Annotated in this window: 16 protein-coding genes; 8 read left to right on the forward strand and 8 right to left on the reverse strand. The window is 46.5% G+C overall.

Annotated features, from left to right (window positions below; genetic code table 11):
• Positions 1-87 precede the first annotated feature (87 nt).
• Complete coding sequence (locus C170_RS29210; RefSeq protein ID WP_036617246.1) at positions 88-693, reverse strand: DedA family protein; 606 nt, start codon at positions 691-693, stop codon at positions 88-90.
• Between the two features lie 393 nt (positions 694-1,086).
• Between C170_RS29210 and C170_RS29215 the strand changes: the two genes are divergently transcribed.
• The 5 genes from C170_RS29215 to C170_RS29235 all read left to right on the forward strand — a co-directional run bounded on the left by C170_RS29215 (position 1,087) and on the right by C170_RS29235 (position 7,480).
• A complete protein-coding gene (locus C170_RS29215; RefSeq protein ID WP_017687001.1) occupies positions 1,087-1,389 on the forward strand; it encodes an AbrB/MazE/SpoVT family DNA-binding domain-containing protein in 303 nt (100 codons plus the stop codon).
• Positions 1,386-1,721 (forward strand): type II toxin-antitoxin system PemK/MazF family toxin, encoded by a 336-nt coding sequence (locus tag C170_RS29220; RefSeq protein WP_017687002.1) that lies wholly within the window; start codon positions 1,386-1,388, stop codon positions 1,719-1,721. Before C170_RS29215 ends, C170_RS29220 begins: the two co-directional genes overlap by 4 nt.
• Before the next feature lie 298 nt (positions 1,722-2,019).
• On the forward strand, positions 2,020-5,187 hold the full coding sequence (locus C170_RS29225) for a GNAT family N-acetyltransferase (RefSeq protein WP_036617250.1): 3,168 nt from the start codon (positions 2,020-2,022) through the stop codon (positions 5,185-5,187).
• Positions 5,174-6,052, forward strand: coding sequence for an amidohydrolase family protein (locus C170_RS29230; protein WP_036617253.1), 879 nt, complete (start codon positions 5,174-5,176; stop codon positions 6,050-6,052). Before C170_RS29225 ends, C170_RS29230 begins: the two co-directional genes overlap by 14 nt.
• Positions 6,053-6,316: 264 nt before the next feature.
• Positions 6,317-7,480, forward strand: coding sequence for an iron-containing alcohol dehydrogenase (locus C170_RS29235; RefSeq protein WP_036617254.1), 1,164 nt, complete (start codon positions 6,317-6,319; stop codon positions 7,478-7,480).
• 154 nt (positions 7,481-7,634) lie between these two features.
• Here C170_RS29235 and C170_RS29240 read toward each other — a convergent pair whose 3' ends face one another.
• Positions 7,635-8,060, reverse strand: a complete 426-nt coding sequence (locus C170_RS29240) for a hypothetical protein (RefSeq protein ID WP_036617257.1) — start codon at positions 8,058-8,060, stop codon at positions 7,635-7,637.
• A gap of 270 nt (positions 8,061-8,330) precedes the next feature.
• Between C170_RS29240 and C170_RS29245 the strand changes: the two genes are divergently transcribed.
• Positions 8,331-10,388 carry a methyl-accepting chemotaxis protein gene (locus C170_RS29245; protein WP_162158998.1) on the forward strand — a complete coding sequence of 686 codons (2,058 nt, stop codon included), beginning with the start codon at positions 8,331-8,333 and terminating at the stop codon, positions 10,386-10,388.
• A 100-nt stretch (positions 10,389-10,488) separates the two neighbouring features.
• Here C170_RS29245 and C170_RS29250 read toward each other — a convergent pair whose 3' ends face one another.
• The 6 genes from C170_RS29250 to C170_RS29275 all read right to left on the reverse strand — a co-directional run bounded on the left by C170_RS29250 (position 10,489) and on the right by C170_RS29275 (position 17,100).
• Positions 10,489-10,875 (reverse strand): RidA family protein, encoded by a 387-nt coding sequence (locus tag C170_RS29250; RefSeq protein WP_036617259.1) that lies wholly within the window; start codon positions 10,873-10,875, stop codon positions 10,489-10,491.
• A 19-nt stretch (positions 10,876-10,894) separates the two neighbouring features.
• A complete protein-coding gene (locus tag C170_RS29255) occupies positions 10,895-12,271 on the reverse strand; it encodes an amidase (RefSeq protein ID WP_036617261.1) in 1,377 nt (458 codons plus the stop codon).
• A gap of 193 nt (positions 12,272-12,464) precedes the next feature.
• On the reverse strand, positions 12,465-13,496 hold the full coding sequence (locus C170_RS29260; protein WP_036617262.1) for an ABC transporter substrate-binding protein: 1,032 nt from the start codon (positions 13,494-13,496) through the stop codon (positions 12,465-12,467).
• A 34-nt stretch (positions 13,497-13,530) separates the two neighbouring features.
• Positions 13,531-14,403 carry an ABC transporter permease gene (locus C170_RS29265; protein WP_036617264.1) on the reverse strand — a complete coding sequence of 291 codons (873 nt, stop codon included), beginning with the start codon at positions 14,401-14,403 and terminating at the stop codon, positions 13,531-13,533.
• The gene (locus tag C170_RS29270) at positions 14,403-15,179 is read right to left on the reverse strand and encodes an ABC transporter ATP-binding protein (protein WP_036617567.1); all 777 of its coding nucleotides are present in this window, start codon (positions 15,177-15,179) and stop codon (positions 14,403-14,405) included. Before C170_RS29270 ends, C170_RS29265 begins: the two co-directional genes overlap by 1 nt.
• 241 nt (positions 15,180-15,420) lie before the next feature.
• A complete protein-coding gene (locus C170_RS29275; RefSeq protein ID WP_051447468.1) occupies positions 15,421-17,100 on the reverse strand; it encodes a PucR family transcriptional regulator in 1,680 nt (559 codons plus the stop codon).
• A gap of 218 nt (positions 17,101-17,318) precedes the next feature.
• Here C170_RS29275 and C170_RS29280 point away from each other — a divergent pair, with 218 nt between their 5' ends.
• The gene (locus C170_RS29280) at positions 17,319-17,795 is read left to right on the forward strand and encodes a hypothetical protein (protein WP_036617266.1); all 477 of its coding nucleotides are present in this window, start codon (positions 17,319-17,321) and stop codon (positions 17,793-17,795) included.
• 67 nt (positions 17,796-17,862) lie between these two features.
• The gene (locus C170_RS29285; protein WP_036617268.1) at positions 17,863-18,201 is read left to right on the forward strand and encodes a hypothetical protein; all 339 of its coding nucleotides are present in this window, start codon (positions 17,863-17,865) and stop codon (positions 18,199-18,201) included.
• Positions 18,202-18,309: the final 108 nt, after the last annotated feature.

Here is an 18,309-nt window from a genome sequence, read left to right on the forward strand (position 1 = left end):
TCTTACATATAATCAGATGAATTTTAGCATACGACTTATTTCAAAAAAAACATCAATCTGCGCATCTCTTTTCCTTACTTAACAAACCTATGACTTGTTCAAAGCCGTTCTTCTTTTCCAACGTTTCAAAAGCACGTAAAATCCAAAAGCACCTAAGAAAATAACCGCTGCCGGAACGATATAAGGCTTAACAATCTCGTCCACGTGCTCCCATTGAGAGCCTAATTTGAAGCCTAAGTAAATGTACAATGAGGTGATCGGGAGCATGGCCAAGAATGTAAAGATACTGAACTTAAACACATTCATCTTCGCCATACCGCAAGGGATGGAGATCACAGTCCGAATGCCGGGCACAAAACGTCCATAGAAAGCTACCCCGCTGCCATACTTCTCGAAGAACTTATCGGAAGCGTCTAGATGGTGGGGGCGAATCAAGAAATACTTGCCGAATTTTTCGACCATCGGTCTGCCGCCGTATCGTCCCAAGGCATATAACGTCAGAGGTCCAAACGTACCTCCTACGGTACCAGCGAGTATAGCCAGCCAAAGTTTCATATCCCCAAGATACACCCAATATCCCGCCATGGGCAGTACAAGTTCAGCAGGTACGAATTCAAACGACAAGGCAATAACCAGACCTGCGTATGACAAATCTTTAAAAAAGAGTATAAATTGCGTGATCCATTCTGTCATGCTTTCCCTCCATGAATCTATCTTTTTTATATATAAAAGAAACACTCCTGTACAAAGAGTAACAATAGCGAATAGAGCTTGTCAAAGTTCACATGGATGTCCTTTTCAGGACACACTGCGGCAATATGTTTACCCGTACATAAGGCCTGGATTCATTGACACTTCATACAGAAGTGGATACCAGCTGTTTTTCATTGTTGGGGATGATCTGACTGGGAAACCTCGTTTCGACCAAATAAGGTTTTTTTATATGCTTATTTTGCTTTGTACCAATGGTATATCTATTCATAACCATAGGCTGTACAATCATTATTTTATGGTTGAATACAATGTATCCTTTTACTGTTTCATGTATATCATATAGATATACAACTGTAGGGAGGTGAGGTATAATTGGAGCATCAATCAAACGAAAGGCGTGGGATTGCCATGACTACAGCCACACTTAGCAAATGGGGAAATAGCAGTGCAATTCGCATTCCTAACCAATTGCTTAAGCGTCTTAATCTGGAAGAAGGCTCGGAAATCGAGATTTTGGTGACAGAAGATAATGAATTGTTGTTGCGTCCAAAAACCAAGCCTGTAGAGTCCAATGAGGAACTACGTAACCATCTAAAGACTTTGCTCTCTAAAGTGAAACAGGATACAAGACATGAAGAAATAGACTTTGGTACTGAAGGGAACGAGTTACTTTGATTATTCCCAAACGAGGCGATCTGATATGGCTTGACTTTGATCCTCAAGCGGGTCACGAGCAAGCCGGGAGACGACCGGCTATTGTTCTATCGGAACTTGAATTCAATGAAATAACGGGTTTTGCCGTTGTATGTCCCATAACGAGCCAAGCCAAGGATTATCCTTTTGAAGTTACACTACCAGAAGAGCTGCCATTTTCAGGTGTTGTTTTGACGGATCAGTTGAAGAGTCTTGATGTGCGGCAACGACGTATCCAAATTGCGGGGCATGCCGAACCAACCTCTGAATTTATGAAATCAGTTCTACGCAATGTCCGTTCTATATTGGCATAATTGAAAATTAGTAGCTGATCATATTCCTAAATCCACGTCTAACTAAAGACGTGGATTTTTTCTTTCATGCCTAAATAGATTCGTCCATCTTTGACGCTTCTAACAAGAGCTTCCGAAAGGCACATATAAGTTGGAAAGAAAGATTTTTAATTCTCTGAAAATGCTTCCATTTATAGTATGATAAGACTATCGCTAGCTTCTTCAAACATGGCCTGTATTATCTCTGCGGCTATCGGGCAAAGGCCATATTGAAAGTTCACAAAGACCATCTTATAGATAAAGATAAGGAGATCCAAATATGACCGTAACTTCGATTATCGACCAGATCCATATTATTGAATACGATCCCTCTTACGCTGCCGCACTCGCGGATATGTGGAACCGCAGTAATGAAAGCTGGGGAGGTGGCACCAACCTTAGAACTGAGGAAACAGTTCGCCGTGAGATGGAGAGTTCGTCCAATCTTTATGTGTTTCTAGCCGTTCATGAGAAAGAGGTTGTTGGCTTCTGCAGTTTTGCTCATTACCGCTATGACGAGAGAGCGCTATATGTACCGCTGCTTAACGTACGCCCCGACTATCACGGTTATAAAGTTGGACGTAATCTGATCCTGAATGCTGTGCGCAAGACCGTGGAGGCCGGATGGCCTCGCCTGGATCTGTTCACATGGGCAGGTAACACAAAGGCTGTACCGATGTACAAGAAATGCGGATTCTTCTGGGAGAAAAAAGATGACAATGTGCATCTGATGAATTTCATCCCTACCATTTTGCAGACCGAAGCAATCGCACCTTATTTTGAGGAGTTGGATTGGTATGCAGACAGCACGCGTGAACTCGTAATCGAGCCGGATGGCCGACGGGAGCGCGGTTTTGATTTCTTTGACTACACGTGGAAAAAGGGAGATGTCTCCCTGCGGGCTGTATTTGAAAAGTCGGGTCGCGGGCTGACTGCCCTCGAAACACCGGATTACGAGATCTCAACAGAGGTCGACGATCATGATCTGGTATTCGGTTCCAGCTATAAGGTTCGCTATCGCATTAAAAACACTTCTGCGTCCGAACTGGCGGTTGAGATCAAGGGTGAGGATAACAAAAACATTCGATTTACGCTGGACGTTGCACGAGCAGTGGCTCCGGGAGAAACCATCATGGTGGAAGGTGAGTTCCACCTTGATCCAATTACAGAGGAACAGAATAACAATAAGACTCATCCAGTGGTTGCCAGCACATGGTTAATCGGCGGTAAGAAAGCGGAGTTCAGGTTAGGTATTGCCCCGAAATTCCCGGCCAAGATCAAGACCATCTTGCCTGTGAAGGAACTCTATCCAGGTATCCCGGCGGAGTTGGTTCTGAACGTGGAAAATAATGTGGGTGCCGAAACGGAGTTCAGCTTGGACCTGCCAGAGGATGAATTCCTTGAATGGGCGGAGCGTTCGGTGCGCTTTACGGTGCCAGCCAAAGGTAAAATGTCTGTGCCTGTGCCTTTCACCTTGCGTTCATATGGTCTCTATTCCCAAGAAGTAGAAGTGACGGCTGTCCCAGTGGGGAACCATGCGATCTCTTTTACAAGCAAAATTTCTGTCCTGATGAAGGGAATCGAAGGGAAATATGGCGGACAGATTGAGGATCAATGGGTGGCTGTGAATGGTGCATTCTCTATTCATATGAGCAAGCAAGATAATAACATTTGGATTGAATACCCGGGTTCCCGTCATTCGTTCTGGTGGACTTATCCGAAGCTGGGTAAGCCGTTTGCCGAAGAGTTATCCAAGAAACAAGCAAAAGAAGTGAATATTTATCCCGAAGGGGAACGTCAGGTTCTTGAAGCACTGTATGACTCGGAGGATTTCCCTGGCTTGCAGATCAAGTCGGTGGTCAAGCTGTCTGCGAATGGAATCGCCGAATTCCACCATGAAGTTGAAAATACACGAGATACCGCCTGGGAAGAGGACCTGTATCTAATGAACAACTTTGGGTTCTATGGTAGCAGGTTAATCCTTCCTTATCAGGGGCGCTTCGTGGATATGGGGGATTCTTACGCTGGCGATCCGAACCATTGGAACAGTTCACAGATTACGGAAAACTGGCTGTTCTGTAAGGAGGAGTATGGTGCCAGCGGTATCTATTGGGACCCTTCTCTGAAGTTGCTTCGTCCGGAATACACGATGGGGTTTCAGCATGAGCTTGGCCGTATTCCAGCAGGAGCCGTTGTGCGGACAAAAGCAACTGTATATGCTTTGAACACGTTTGCCAAATGGTCGGATTTCCGTGCGTTTGCACGGAAGCAGCGTAACCCGGTCATTCCGTTGCTGGACAGTCATCTGGATCTGACACTGAGTGAGGGGAATCCATTTGCCCCGGACGTGCTGCAAGCAACGTTGACTGAACACAAACTGGTTCCGCTTGCGGGCAAGCTGGAGCTATATGTGCAGCGGGGTGGCAAACCGGAGGTTATGGCCAATGCTAAGGAATTCAATCCGGAGCAGAATCTAAACTCAGCCAAGCTGACATTCTCACCAGACGAAGCGGACCGAGACCAGCACGTGAGTGGTTGGAAAGTTCGTGGGCTATACCGGGGCGAAGATCGGATTCAGGAGCGAACTGCCCTTTGGTTCCCGCAGAGCGGAACAGAGGTGAAGCAGAAGATTGAAGAAGGTTCATCTGGAGCTTTGTACATCGTAGACAATGGGGTGTTGTCAATCGCTGTTGCTCCTGAATTCGGGAGTGTAGTACACTCCCTGAAATATGCAGGAGAAGAATGGCTGGATAGCTCGTACCCTGAACCGGCTCCACGCTCGTGGTGGAATCCGTGGTATGGCGGGCTGGGTGTCGGGGTTCCAGGCATGAATGGTTTCAGCCGCCAGTTGGAACAAAGAGCCGCTTCCTGGACAGAGCAGAAGGATCAATACGGCAACGTCTGGAAGGGTATAAAGCTGACCACCCGGATTGAGAAGCATGAAGCGAATCGTGGAATCACGATCCACCAGCATTATCTGATGCTGCCCGGTGTTCCTGTGCTATGCACGCTGCTTGCCGTGACAAACGAAAGTGGCCTGACGCTGACGGATTACTCGCTTGCGGAGGAACGTTTCCTCCAGCCTTCATCTGTATTTGCGGAAGGTTGGATAGAGCAACCGGGTAAAGATCGATTCCCGCTGGGCAAGGTGGATGTGGGCCTGCCACTTGAAGATCTTTTGCGAGTAGGATCGGTTTCGCGTGAAAACATGCTACATGCGGTCCATCGTTACCCGAATCAGAGTGCGTGGGGGTTTGCCAATAATCAGGTGACGGGTCTGAACGTACATCATCATCTGACACTCCAGCAGGGGGAGACGGTCTGGACGGAGCCGACATATCTGGTTCTGGGACAGATCCCGCTGAGTTCAGCGGATGTGCATGACCTTCTCAAACTGAATTTTGTAACTTCTACCGATGAAAAGGAGGCTTCACATGTCGATCATTGATATTCACATTCATCTGTCGGACATCGACAGCTTTCACCGAACAGCGATCGATCTGTCTAAAGTGGATTACTCTGCCGCTGGTCTTAAAGCGGAGTTTGATAAAAACGACGTCATTATGGGTATCGGAATGGGGGTTACGGAGCAGACGAAGGGAGCGTTCCCGGATTCCAGTTCCCCTAACCCGATGGGGTTAGATCTGGAAGAGAAGGTTCCGTCATTCCTCATGGAATGTGTGGGGATCAATCCCAATGCGTTAGACGGTAAAAACGCTCAGGACGAGCTTGACCGGATTGAAGCTAGACTGCAATCCCCGGAGGTAGCCGGAATCAAACTCTATGCCGGATACTATCATCACTATGTGTATGACAAAATCTATACCCCGGTCTATGAACTCGCAGCCAAGTACAACTTGCCTGTCGTGATTCATACGGGTGACACGTACTCCATGAATGGATTACTCAAATATTCGCATCCGTTGACGGTGGATGAATTAGCCTTACAGCAGCGCGGTGTGAACTTCATGATCTGTCATTTGGGTGATCCATGGGTGATGGATGCAGCTGAAGTGGTGGCGAAGAATCCTAACGTGTACGCGGATTTGTCTGGTCTTGTGGTGGGGGATCGGCCCCATTTTGAACGGTTCATGAACGAGCCTTTGTTCATGGATCATTTCCGCCGGGCCTTGGTCTATTCGGATCATTACGAGAAAATGCTGTTTGGCACCGACTGGCCGCTTGCGCCCATCGATCTGTATGCCGAATTTGTCCGCCGACTTGTACCGGAGCAGCATCATGATAAAGTCTTTTACGAGAATGCCTTTGGGCTGTTTCCACGTATTGGACAGCGGATTGCCGATCTGGGGTAGAACCTAAGTACCGAATTGTTAATATCTGAGGGGATGTAGACCATGCATGTCATGGAAGCATGCGATGTTTATGCTGAATCCCCGTGATGTAAGCTCCTGCCACTTTGCTGGCAGGAGCTTTTTTGTCCAGGAAAACAGTGTTTAGCCATGACAGACTCCATACTCATCTGTTGTCTCCTTCTTGCCTGTATTTGTTTTTACGAATAAAGAGAACTATAATGGTGGATGCACAAAATTTCAGACTTCTTTGGAGGAACATACGTTATGAGATCTTTTCAGTTTTATAATCCGACCCGGCTGATTTTTGGCAAAGGGCAACTTCAAGCACTACAAATCGAAGTTCCAAAATACGGAAAGCGTATTTTGCTTGTATATGGTGGTGGAAGCATCAAACGTAGCGGGCTGTACGATCAGGTAATCAGCCAGTTGAATGAGATCGGAGCAGAGGTTACGGAACTGGCTGGTGTGGAACCGAACCCTCGTCTGTCTACGGTTCATAAGGGTGTAGAACTATGCAGAACACATAACATTGATCTGGTTCTTGCGGTTGGCGGCGGCAGTGTGCTTGACTGCGGGAAAGCCATCGCAGTAGGAGCCAAATACGATGGAGACATGTGGGATGTTGTTGTGCGCGAAGCAACCCCAGAAGGCGGCCTTCCACTGGGGACAATTCTAACGATGGCAGCGACAGGCTCCGAGATGAACAACGGTTCAGTAATAACCAATCAGGACACACAGGAAAAATGGGCATGGTTCAGCGAGTATTCTTTCCCAGCGTTCTCCATTCTTGATCCGGAGTACACATACACCGTACCACTGGATCAGACAGTATACGGCATGGTAGACATGATGTCTCATGTGTTTGAACACTATTTCCATCTGGATACGAATACACCGGTTCAGCTTGGATTCTGTGAGACGATTCTTCGTACCGTCATCGATACAGCCCCTCGTCTGATCAAAGATCCGGAAAACTATGAACTGCGCGAAACCATTCTCTACTGCGGAACAATGGCGCTTAACGATGTCCTGAATATGGGTCTTGCCGGAGATTGGGCTTCTCACAATATAGAACATGCTGTATCGGCTGTGTATGACATTCCTCATGGGGGAGGTCTTGCAATCCTCTTCCCACACTGGATGAAGCATAATCTGGATGTGGATGTAGATCGATTCAAACGTATGGCCATTAATGTATTTGATATTAATCCTACTGGAAAGTCGGACAAACAAGTTGCTGAAGAAGGCATTGAAGTGCTGCGTACATTCTGGACTTCGATTGGTGCCCCTAGCCGTCTGGCGGACTATGACATCGACGACAGTCAGATTGATGTAATGGCTGATAAAGCGATGCGATTCGGTCCGTTCGGATTCTTCAAAAAATTGCAGCGTGAAGATGTAGTACAAATTTATCAAGCTGCACTGTAATTGTAAATGTTACAATCACTGTGTATAGTGAGTCACCTTAAACAAGGACCTTCCTGTAATACATAGGAACGTCCTTGTTTTTTTATTATGACATCATATCTTATGCGCTCCACCGTGTATCTGGACTTCAATATCATGTGATCCCCTTTTCGAATTAATTCTTCGGTTCAACTACGGCTTCATTGACAGGGGTATCCTTTCGTTTCAGATACATCTTGCTTGGACGATGCAAGAGTACGATGAGCAGGGCAAAGAGATGAATCAGGGTGAACAGGTTACTCTCATTCGGAATGGCAACGAATAGTGCCAGACTCAGAAACGTCACAGTGAGCTTGAACTTTCTCTTCGTGATGAATATAACAGCGAGCAGGCTGGGACCGATGATAAACAACATTCTGGCTAAGATTACGCCAGAGGCGTAAGCCAGATCATCTCCTTTGCGTAAGAAACCCAGATAGGCCTCCATGTTCTGGTTGAAGTCAATGAGGAACGCGATAAAAGACACAATCACGTAGATCAGTTTCACACTCAATAAAATGCGCACGACATTTAATAGCGTAGGTAATGCTGTTTTTGCCATATCACTTCTCCTATTCGGCATTTAATAAAGTAGGCATTTTCGGATTCAATGCGTTGTCCCTCTTCCTGCACGATATGTATTTCATATATTATACGATGTTGATGTCATATTTTGTATTAACCCAAAGTCTTCATTTTCCAATCGTTTGCAGTGGCCTTTGACCTAGTATAACTGGGGAAACAGCTTACAGATTATTTGATATCGACCGATATAAAGTAGATACATAGAATTTGGACTTCATAATGATGAAAATGGATGGTGAATGTAATCATGGTATTTAGCAAGGCAAGAGAACGCATGCGCAACATGTCGTTCAGAGTCAAACTGCCACTTATGATCAGTCTGCTGGTGTGTATCGTACTGGCGGTAACTGCAGTAGTATCCTACACTGTAGCGGCTGTCATCACACTCGACAAAAGCAAAGATGAGATTAAAGCAACCTCGGACCGGGTGGGGGCAGGTTTGTATGCTTCACTAAGTTTGGAAGAACAATCCACCTTTTTGATCACAACACATCGGACCTTCCAGGATCTGCTGGAGATTCGAAATACGGATGGACAGGAAGGGGAGAATTTTTTCTCGGAAAACAATGAACTGCTGGATAAGGCGAGTGGTATTCTCGCGGACAGTCTGGCAGGTATGGAAGGTAACAACAGTCTGATTTTGTTGGATCGGAATGGCATTATTATTGCAGCGAATGATCCGGCAGTTATCAAGGCGGAACGCGGAGATCGGGCATATTTCCAAGAAGCGATTCAGGGTAAAAACGTGATTAGTGAAGGGATTGTAGCCAAGTCCTCAGGACAATTAGGTACGGCTTTTGCCATGCCAATCTACAATGAGAATCAAGAAGTACAGGGAGTGCTCGTATCTGCAGCATCCACCTCGTTCTTCGTTAATCAGCTACAAAATATCAATATTAATGATGAGGGAAAAGTGATCATTCTGGACCGTGTAGGTACGGTCATCTACGATTCAGCGGATGAGAAGTTGGCAGGCCAGAAGATGGAGTCCGGCGAATACCAATCATTGATAGATCTTGCTCCTGGCGCTGAACTACAGCAAGGGGATATTAGCACAGATGAGAAAGTGGCGTATTACTCCAAAATACCAAGATCAGACTGGACCGTCGTTGTTGAAGATAAACTGAGTGATGTGCAGAAGCCTTTGCGTGCGATGGCAAAACAGATGTATATTGTTCTGTTTAGTGCTATTGCGGTCTCCGTCGTAGCGGGTATTCTGATCTCTTTGCTGGTAACCAGACCAATTACAAGACTAACTGTGTTGTTCAGACAGCTTGCTGACGGCGATCTGACGGTGCAGGCTCAAGGTAAATATAGCGGAGAATTCAAACAATTGGTGGACAGCTTCAATACCATGGCAGCAGGCAATAAACAGCTGATCTCCAGCATGAACCATTCCATCGGCATCCTGAAAACAAGTACATCCGAGCTGGAACAGTCCACTCAGCAAACTTCGACCACGATTGCCGAAACAACGACAACAGCATTTGAGATTTCACGAGCGATGGAGTCCCAGGCGAACGATACGGAAGCCATTGTGGACAAATTCATGAATGTGGGTAACAAGATTGCCAATGTGAATGGAATGTCGCAGGCAGTGAAGTTCAAGGCAGATGAAATTACGGATGCATTCAAAAATAATCATGAAGTTATTGATGCACTCATTGCGGTGAACGGCGAGAACGAGATTGAAGTTGGCAACATCTCCAAAATTACAGTGCAACTCGCCGAAAGCTCCTCGGGCATTCACCAGATTACAGGTACGATTGCCGAAATCGCAAATCAGACGAAATTACTTGCGTTGAATGCTTCGATCGAGGCGGCGAGAGCTGGTGATCAGGGACGTGGCTTCGCAGTCGTTGCATCTGAGATCCGCAAGCTGGCAGAGCAGACGACAGCTCAATCGGAGGATATCAACCGAATTGTAATGCAGACCATTGATCACGTGGAGCAGAATAACCGAAGTGTTCAGGCTATTGAAGCGATTGCGGAACAGCATAAGAGCAGTGTTAGCCAGACCAAGGAGACATTCAATTTTGTCACCGAGAATATGAATGAGATGATGAGCCAGGTTCAGGCTATTGCCACGGAGATCGAATCCATTGAACGTGATAAGGATGACGTCATTGGGGCTGCACAGAATTTGTCTGCTTCCGGTGAAGAGGTGTCGGCTTCTGTTGAGGAAGTCACAGCAACAATGCAGGAACAGTCCGGCATGACGGAACATTTGACAGATATGGTGCAGAGAATCGATGGACTGACCAAACAACTTGCCGAAGAAGCATCTCGCTTCAAAACAAAATAGGAATACGAAAAGAAACCCGTTTTTCAAAAGAGAACCGGGTTTCTAGAACAAAAAGAGCACCTGTACCCATCTATGGCTACAGGTGCTCTTTGGTGATGTGTTATTCTCCTCGAATGGAAGGCGCATACGCCAGCACTTCCATTTCAATTAAATAAGGGCCTAAACCGCTGAATACGGTAATACGGGCGGGATAGGGTTGTTTAATCATTCGCGCATACACTTCGTTGTATTCGGGTTGATCCTCGACTCGGGCCAGATGAGTGGTTACCTTCACAATATGATCGAGTGTAAGTCCGGCTTCTTGCAGGATCACCTCAATATTACGAATGCACCGCTCCGTCTGCTCCTTAATGCCGCCAATGGGCTCAAGCGTCTGTGGATCGACACCTACCTGACCTGCGACGTAGAGGAAATCTCCTGCGCGGACAGCATGGGAGAAAGGAAGTGGGAACTTGGGTGCTGCACTTGCATGTATGATGGTAGACATCGTAGCGGTCATTCCTTTCCTAATGAATGTGTATGATTGGTGTTAACTGATGCCAGTTCGTAGCCTGCTGATAATGATGAGCGATGGACAACAGGCGGTCTTCTCGCATGAGTGGACCAGCAAGCTGCATGCCGATAGGTAATTGCTTCCCTGAGGTGGTATCAAACCCGATGGGTACGGTGATGGACGGTAGACCCGTATTGGTGAACGGTCCGTTAAAAATCGGGCTCCCCGTCTTGTAGCCGTATGGGGCCACATAGGGTGTTGATGGAGTCAATAACACATCCACTTCATCGAAAAGCATCATCATCTCGCTCCGGAATATCGTTCGGATGCGTTGTGCCTGCAAATAATCAACGGCACTCGTCTGGTAACCGAGTTCAAGCTGCTCCCGCATCGTGTGGCCGTAACGATCAGAGGCTTCCGCGAAGCGTTCCTGATGGAAGGCGGCAGCTTCTGCCCGCATAACCGTACGATGAGCAGCAATGGTCTCTTCCATATAAGAGGGCAGGTCAACTTTCTTCCATTGCATGCCCAGCTTCTCAAGCACAGCGATTGCCGACTCTACCGCTATCAAGATCGCTGGTTCATCGGTTTGGAAGAAGTTGCTCGGGAGACCGATCACCATTTCTGAAATAGGATGCTCAAGAGCATTTTTTAAGTCTGGCTTGCCATAAGGAAGCGTGAAGGAGTCCAGCTCATCTTGCCCGGCCATTGCTTCCAGAACGATTGCGTTATCTTGTGCGGACCGAGTGAATGCGCCAATATGATCCAGGCTCCAACTGGCTGTGATGACACCATTACGGCTAACTCTGCCGTAAGTGGGTTTCATACAGGTTAATCCGTTGTAAGCTGCGGGTCTAAGCAGAGATCCAAAGGTCTGTGTCCCGAGTGTGAAAGAAGCCATGCCAGCCGCTACTGCAGCGGCAGAGCCGGAGCTGGAACCGCCCGGGGTATGTTCTATATTCCATGGGTTGCGGGTTGGTGGTTCTCCTCCCTGAAAGGCGTATTCCGTCGTTGTTGTCTTGCCGAGCAGGATAGCTCCTGCAGCTTGCAACTTATCAATCACTGTTGCATTCGTTCCGGGTACGAAGTCTGGAAAGGTACTTGATCCAGCGGAGGTGCGTATGCCAGCGGTATGGATAATGTCTTTGGCTCCATAGGGAATACCATGCAGAGGACCGAGATATTCGCCATTCATCAGTTTTTGTTCAGACTCTCTTGCGGCCTGCAAAGCCTGTTCGGCGGTGACCGTAACGAAGGCTTGCACAGAAGGCTCTACTTTCTCAATGCGATTCAAATAGGATTTTGTAAGCTCGACAGGAGATATCAACTTATTTTTAATCAGTGTTGCGGCTTCAGCAATCGTCAGCTCGTTAAGTGGTTTCGTAATCATCGCAGAGGCACGCTCCTATGCGGGGGATTGGGCCCTACTTCTTCTGGCAACTTGAAGTTTCGAATCAGCTCCAAGTCTGCTGTAAATAGGGCAAGCTCCTCGCTTGTAATAACTCCGTCCGCATATCTGGCGCTTTCTGTACGGCGGTGTGTGAGATAGTCGTCCTGGTTCAGAGTAATCACCCTTTCTCTCTCTATTTGGTGGTGAAGCTTGAATCGATAATCTCCTCGTAAGCGAGGTCTTCCTTCAGATTGCCGATGAAGCGTTGCATGTCGATTGCGGTCTCGAAGGCTGATTCATTGATGAGCCCCTCCGCAGGATATACCTTGCTGTCGATCATGCGTTGTACCGCTTGCTCCACGACGTTTTTGTCCAGATTCGGAAATTCCTTCACGGCAACTGCTTTTGCGCCTTCAGGATTCGATTGAATGTAGTCCAGGGCTTGCTCAATAGAGGTGACAAAGCGCTGGGTGAGATCAGGATTCTTTTCAATGAAGCTTGCAGTTGTATTCATGGTTGCAAAGGCAAAGTCAGGATAATCCTTCGTAAAATCATGGACAATATGCAGTCCCTCAGCAATGCCTTGATCCAGCTGCGGCTCGTAAACGATGGCAATGTCGGCTTTGCCGGCTAATACAGCACCAAGCTCGGAGCCATTCTGAACCTCAGTAATCGTCACATCCTTGTCGATATCGATGTTATTGTCAGCGAATAGTTTCCGCAGTAAGCTGTTCGAGCTTGTAGGTGCCAAGCCCACAACGATGGTTTTACCTTTGAAATCCGCTGTCGAGTTCACGGTTACTCCTTCTCGCGCAACTGCCCATACTGGAGCACTGCCGGATAGAAGGACCAGTGAGCGAGCATCTCCGCCCTTTGCATTAGCAAATGCGACATGCTCAGGACCGTGGAAGGAGAATGCAGACTCGCCTGAGATCACCGAAGACAATGCTGTTGGGCCACTTCCGGCAGCACGGATGGAAGATAGCTCAATGCGATTCTCCTCTAGAAAACCTTGGTTGTTCGCTACATACAAGGGAAGGTAGAGCAGGTTGTGATACACCTCGGAGACCATAATTTTGTCTACCTGCGTATTTGCTTGCCCCCCGCTATCAGATGCACCTGCGCCACTCGCAGGAGTTGTGGCATTGCTGCCGCATGCACTGAGCAGTGAAGTCAATATAACCGTCATGGTTGCTAGAAAAGCTATCTTTTTGAATGTACGCATTAGTCATCAGTCCCCTTTAATCGTTGTAGGTCAGCTATACAGATGTGGATTTGCTGCTGGTCTTGTTGTCATTCCATGGAAGGAGACGGGATTCAATATAACCGACACAGGTGTAGAGGAGCATGGCGACCAGCATAAGCATGAACACGCCGACCCATACGGCCGGAAGGTTGAACAGGTTACCTTCGACGAATACCATGTGTCCAAGTCCTTTATCTGAAGAGATGAATTCTCCACCTACGACAGACACCAATGCCAAACCGATATTGATCCGGAAGGCTGAGATGATCCATGGCAGAGAGGAAGGAACGATAATTTTGCGGAAAATTTGTGATTTCTTTGCACCGAAGGATTTCATCAGATTAATCTGGGATTCGTCGATTTGATGAGTCGCTTGGTAGGCGGATAATAGCGCTACGATAAATGTTGCTACGGAGGCCAGAGCAATCTTGGAGAAGATGCCTGAACCAAACCAGATGATAATCATAGGAGCTAGGGCAATCTTCGGGATGCCGTTCATGGCTACAATGAATGGATCGAGCACACGGGCAACGGACTTGGAATACCACATGAGCAGTCCTGCCAATGAGCCGATTAAGCTTCCGGCTACGAATCCGATAACGGTGGCATTCACCGTCGCGAACGCGTCTGTAAGCAGTTGCCCTGAGCTAGCCATGGTGATGGCGGCATCAAGAATGGCGCTTGGCGATCCCATGAGGAATCCGTTAACCAGCTCCAAACGAACAGCGGATTCCCAGATCACCAGGATGACCGCTACAATAATGAACCGCCACAGCATCGTCATCAGCCATTCTTTGGAGAAGGTGGACTGTCTGCGTTTGCTCTTGCTCTTCGTAACTCCAGCAGGCTTTCCGGCAAGGGTAACTTCAGGTGATGTGATCTTCATTAGCTGATCCTCCCCATTTGGATATCAAGCTCTGACCAGATTGATTCAAAATACTGTTTGAACTTCTGGTCGGAGCGGGCTTTCAGTGCTGAACCATATTGCGAGGCGAGACCAATGTCATACACCTGTTTCACGGTTGTTGGTCGTTTACTCATAACGGCAATACGGTCGGAGATGGCGATGGCTTCCTCAATGTCATGCGTGATCAGGACGCCTGTCTTGCCCTCGGATTTCAGGATAGACAAGATCTCATCCTCCAGAATGAGTCTGGTCTGATAATCAAGTGCGGAGAAGGGTTCATCCAGTAATATAATATCGGGCTGGGTAACGAGGGTACGAATGAGGGCTACACGTTGGCGCATGCCGCCTGATAGTGTGGAGGGATAGGCTTCTGCGAATGAGGCCAGGCCATAGCGATCCAGATAATCCATGGCAATATCGCCGCGATCCTTTTTGGACATGCCCTTCACTTCCAAGCCTAGCGTGACATTGTCCAGGATGCTTCTCCAAGGAAGTAACAGGTCCTTCTGCATCATATAACCGACATGCCCGGTGGTCTGATCGATCTCTTCGCCACAGACGATAACCTTGCCATTTGTTGGCTTAAGCAGACCTGCGATAATATTGAAAATCGTACTTTTGCCGCAACCGCTCGGTCCCACGATACTGAAGAACTCCTGTTTCTTGATTTGCATCGAAACCTCAGCCAGGACCTGAATATCTTCTCCGGTTGCACTGACAAATGATTTGGATACGCCTTGTATTTGTATAGCCATGATAGGTAGCCCCTTTCCTACAGCCTGATGTTTTTTCGTTTCTTGATGTAATTTGATGTTAATTAACATGACATTAATGAATATATTCCTAATCATATAGACTGTTTGCATCATTGTCATTAGTTACTCTGAACATAAAAATAGAATTAAATCAGTTAAAATGCCCAAATGAGGATTGAACGTGAATTGAATATGAAAAGAAAACAAAAGAACGTGTCATTATACATGACACGTTCTCGATTTAAGACGTATGATTAGCTTCACTAGGGGCTGGATTAACATTCAAAAGGGACTCAAGTGCGAAGGCAAGTCGGAAGCGAAGGCTCTCCATTGGGTCCTTAATGTTCCTGCCGGTTAGTTTCTCGCATTTTTCCAACCTATAGATCACTGTATTGCGATGTACGAACAGCTCTTTGGCTGTATCAACGATCTGGCAATGATTCTCATAGAAGGAGGACAAGGTTTTCATCAGCTCGTTACGCTCGTTTGGATCTCGGTCGTTGAAGGGCTTAAAGGTTTCTTGATGGAACTGCAGCATCTCATCGTGGGGGATCATGCGCAGCAGACGGCTTATATCCATGGTTTGATAGGAATGAGCGAAGCGTGTCTTTCGCATCTGATAACCGGATTGGAGCGCCTTGACTGCTTCTTTATAGGAGAGTCCAATATCCAATACATTGGTGTAGGAATTACCTATGCCGAAGGATAGGCTGAGCTGCGACTCTGTATACAGATTGCTCGCTATCCGCTCAAGCTGCTGAACAACGGTGTGTTCGTCCCAAGACGATTCAGCCAAAAAAACGAGTATGCCGAACTGGTCGTTCTTAGTGAACATGACAAAGGAGAGATCCAATCTGGCGAATTCCTGTTTAATCAGCTCATAATTAGCGTCTCGTTCCGAGATGAACCGCTCTTCCCCGGAGGAAGTAGAGTTCTGTTTAGGTATGCCCGCTAAGGGTTCATCCTTTTTGGCGATGATTAGAACGGAACTTCCTTTGGCTTGCAGCCCATATTTCTTGCCGCGATGCAGCGCTTCTTGTTCCGAACGAATGAAACCCTGAATGAGATCGGAGAAATATTCATTTTTGTAACGGCGGGAGCGCTCCTTGACGGCTTGCTTCTTGGTTAACTCCAGACCAATCACATTGACCGCTTGCTCCAGTGCCAGAGTGGAGAGCTTAGAGGTTGTGGAACTGTCGTATAGTGCGATCAAATAGCCCTCGTGCCGATCCGTGAAGATGGGATGAAGCTCGGCGTGTCGATATTTATCAGCAGTAAGTAGACAGATCGAGATTGCGGTGTGGAAGGAAGGGTACTCATCTATAAAAGTCAGTAAGGGCGCGGCGAGAGACTGGTGATCCATCTGTTGTGCATAATGGGAGCTTGCCGTAATCTGCTTCTTCGAACCAAGCAGAAGTACAGGTGAGGATAGCAACTGAGACAACGTATCTACGATGGATGGTATGCCTTTTCCCTGCATCACCATCGTGGAAAATTGCTTGTGAATAGACAAGGCGTAGTGGAGCTCATGGGTTTTGTTCTGAAGGATGGCACTGATCGAATGTTGAAATATCTCACCGAGTGTATTGTCTATCTCAGACAGCTCGATGATCGGGAAGCCCAACCTGTCGGCTGTTTCAAGCAGTTGCGGAGATAATTCAAGAGAGAAACGCTGTGTCTTGACAGCAAGCGCTGCACAACCAATTGCATGCATGTCTGTAATGAATCCAAGATGAGCATCAGGGCGGTCTTTCAGGATATAACCGTTTGTCAGCAGCATATCTCCCGACTTCAGGAATTGTACAATATCTGGTGCGTCCATAATATTAATCGATTGCACCAAGCGATCAAGGCCACGATGTCCGGCAATAACCTTTGCTTTGGAGAGAATGGGGATAGTCAATAACTGTTGCAGATCCATCTTCAACCCACTCGCTTTCATAATGATATGTTATAAAATCTAACATTAAGTGAGGTGGGCGTAAAGAAGAGTTTGGATAAAGAGGCTGAAAGATAGATGTAAACAAATTTCTCATAAATATAAAAACTTTCCAATAATTCAATGCGTTATACTAAGTAGGTCTAAAGAAAATTTGATCGCTATTACCAACTCTATCACTAAAAAGGAGTCCTCAATCCATGAAAGGAAAAAGAATAGTATCGCTTTTACTTGCTGGTGTTGTTGCTGGTTCTATTTTAGTAGCATCGACTACTACTGCGGAAAGAGTCGTAGCCCAAACTCCGATGGAAGCAGCAACGGAGTACTTTCAGGCTTACATTGCTAGGGATGTAGAAGGAATGATGTTCTATTCTAAAGATACAAATTATTTGGATGAGAAAAGTCGTGAAGAAGGATATATGAAGGATTTTAAAACCAATCCAACTACAGGGTATGAAATTGTGGAAACCAGACAAATCAACACGGATGAAGTTCAACTTTATGTAGTTCAAAAGTATGCAGGACAAGGCTACGAACAGTCACCACCACTTCCATATAAAATTTTCAAAAGTGAAAATGGATGGAAGGTTTTAGTAGAGCCACTCGAAATCAATACGGTGACAGGTGAAGTCACTAAAGGTACACCGATTCACGCTTGGCAGTATACAGATCAGTAGTTGTTTTATCTGGTTTCTACTAAAACACAGGTCCCATTCTATAGAAACGATTGAGGAGTGACCACCAATGAAAAAATTCTTTATCAGTACGGCATTAATAATGACTGTTTCTGCAGTGACTGCTTTGAGTATTTATGCGAGTAATTATTATGATGATGCTAAAGCGGATAATCCAAACTATCCGGATTTTGGTCCTGCAGTAAAATTATCAGAAGAGGAAATTAATAGAGCTCTAGAAAATGTCAGTAGTATAACGACATCTTTTGGAACATTTAATAGGGTAACCGAGAAAGATGCCTTCATTTCCGAGAAGGAAACGGTGGATAACTTAGATCATTTAACTGCTGATACCAAACAGATTTTTTCTCACGGTAATTACTTTGTAAAAAGCGATTCCGAGGAATAAATTTATCGGAAATTAAGATCGGAAAGGCGGTGTGGGAATGCCAGCGACCTGGACATTTAGTGCAAACAAGAATAGACGTGCTCCCTTTTGAGAAATAATCTTAGACAA

It is taken from the genome of Paenibacillus sp. FSL H7-689, assembly GCF_000517905.1.
Taxonomy (GTDB): domain Bacteria; phylum Bacillota; class Bacilli; order Paenibacillales; family Paenibacillaceae; genus Paenibacillus; species Paenibacillus amylolyticus.